The organism is Curtanaerobium respiraculi (assembly GCF_024609215.1).
GTDB classification, from domain to species: domain Bacteria; phylum Actinomycetota; class Coriobacteriia; order Coriobacteriales; family Eggerthellaceae; genus Curtanaerobium; species Curtanaerobium respiraculi.
Map to the genome: position 1 here is coordinate 1 of NZ_JANIPD030000029.1, position 1,956 is coordinate 1,956.

2 protein-coding genes are annotated in these 1,956 nt (G+C 65.9%); both read left to right on the forward strand.

Annotated elements, in window-relative coordinates; all coding sequences use genetic code 11:
* Positions 1 to 243: 243 nt before the first annotated feature.
* On the forward strand, positions 244 to 441 hold the full coding sequence (locus tag NOV21_RS07805) for a hypothetical protein (RefSeq protein ID WP_283171731.1): 198 nt from the start codon (positions 244 to 246) through the stop codon (positions 439 to 441).
* A gap of 16 nt (positions 442 to 457) precedes the next feature.
* Entirely contained in the window at positions 458 to 1,789 is a 1,332-nt protein-coding gene (locus NOV21_RS07810) for an IS4 family transposase (protein ID WP_283171730.1), read from the forward strand.
* The last annotated feature ends 167 nt before the right edge of the window (positions 1,790 to 1,956 follow it).

The window sequence follows — 1,956 nt, forward strand, 5'->3', positions numbered from 1 at the left end:
CCAATGTCATTAACTTAAGCGAGTGACATGCAAGCCGGCATCGCTTAGCAAAGACCCTGCAGCAGAAGCCGCAGGGTCTTTCCGCGCCATGTGGATGCAGTGGGAATATCATCGCATCCCGCATCCGCTCAACCATCCTTAAAGTGCCCCCATGCCGTGCGTAATGCCTTGTCATCGTGTTATAATGTAGTGGGAATTATCTTGGTTGACCGCAACCACTACCGGGGGATATGTAGTTAGAAGATGTTCTTGAAGGTGCAGCGCAAGAAGGGCTCGGGTGGCAAGGACCTCCTCTACGCCTCGGTCGTCGAGAACAGGCGCGAGGGCAAGAGGGTCGTTCAGCGCACCGTGGTCGACATCGGGCGGGTCACCGAGGACCAGGTGCCCTATCTCAAGGCCGCCTGGTCGGACAAGAGGCCGAGGCTTGTATGGGGCGACTGAGCATGGGGGTGGCGCCATGGGAGCGTCGGAGCGCGTCGGGGCCGGCCTCGAGATCGTTCGCAGCGGGTCGTTCGCGGCGGCGTGCCGCAGATCGCCCGCCGACTTCACGCGCAGGCGCAAGATGCCCTGCGACTCGCTGGTCGAGAGCATGCTGTGCAGGAAGGGCCGCACGCTCAGGATCGAGCTGCGGGAGTTCGGGAGGGATTCCGGCATGGGGAGCACGATAAGCGCGCCCGGCTACCTCAAGCAGCGCGAGAAGCTCAACCCCGGGGCCATCGCCATGCTGATGCGGCACCACGCGCAGCGGGTCTACCGCGACGGCGGCGCCCCGACCTGGCACGGCATGCACGTGCTCGCAATCGACGGCTCGTCCGCCAACGTGCCCACCAACGGGGCAACGGTGGCCGCCTACGGCGGGTCGTCGGCCAAGCACGGCAAGGTGCAGGCGTTCTGCGGCCTCTCCGCCGCGTTCGACGTCGTCGCCAGGCAGATGGTGAGCCTCGACATCACGACCGGCAACTTCGACGAGCGCGCCTTCGTGCCCGCGCACGTGGAGGCGGCCCGCGGGGTCCTCGGCGGCGAGCCCTTCGTCCTGGTCGTGGACCGCGGCTACCCGTCCTTCCCGCTCCTCGCATGGCTCGCGGACAACAGCGTGCCCTACCTCATGCGCGCGCAGTCGGTGTTCATGAACGAGGAGTTCCGGATCGCGGAGGCAGCTGGCGGCGACGCCACCTGCGGGTTCGGCTTCGGCTACCAGAGGATAGCGAGCATCCGCAGGAAGGAGCCCGGCGTCTTCCACTCCCTGCTGGGACACGCCCCCGTCGACGTCAGATGCGTGCTCGTCGACATCGGGGGCGCGGCGCCCGGGAAGCTCATCACCAACCTGCCGGAATCGGAGTTCTCGCCAGGCGACCTCGAGGAGCTCTACCACCTGCGGTGGGGCGTGGAGGCCTGCTTCCAGATGCTCAAGGACCGCCTGCAGGCGGAGAACATGACCGGCACCGAGCCCGTCCTCATCGAGCAGGGCATCTACGCGTCGGCCTATCTGCTCAACGTCGCCTTCGACATCGCCAACGAGGCGGATGAGGCCGCCCGGGAGCGCGGCGGGGGCGGGCGCTACAAGCACGAGATGACCGCGGACAGGAGCTTCGCCCTGGGGGTCGTGAAGGACGAGCTGCTGGGGATGATCATGGCGGACGACCCGGAGAGGGACGCCATCATGGCGCGGATCGTGGAGGAGCTGAGCGCCTGCCTCGTCCCGATCCGCCGCGAGAGGGCCTATCCCCGCGACGGGGTGGATCACAACTACGCGAATCGCTACAGCAACACGCACAAACGGGTCTTCTGAGTGCAGCCGCACGGCAATCCGCGGCGGAGCCATGGCAAAAACACCCACCGCCCCCAGCGGACGAAAACCGGGCGAACAGAAAAAGCCCCCGCGGCGAATCAACCGCCGCGGGGGCTTGTTCTAAGCGATGCCGGCTTGCATGTCACTCGCTTAAGTTAATGACATTG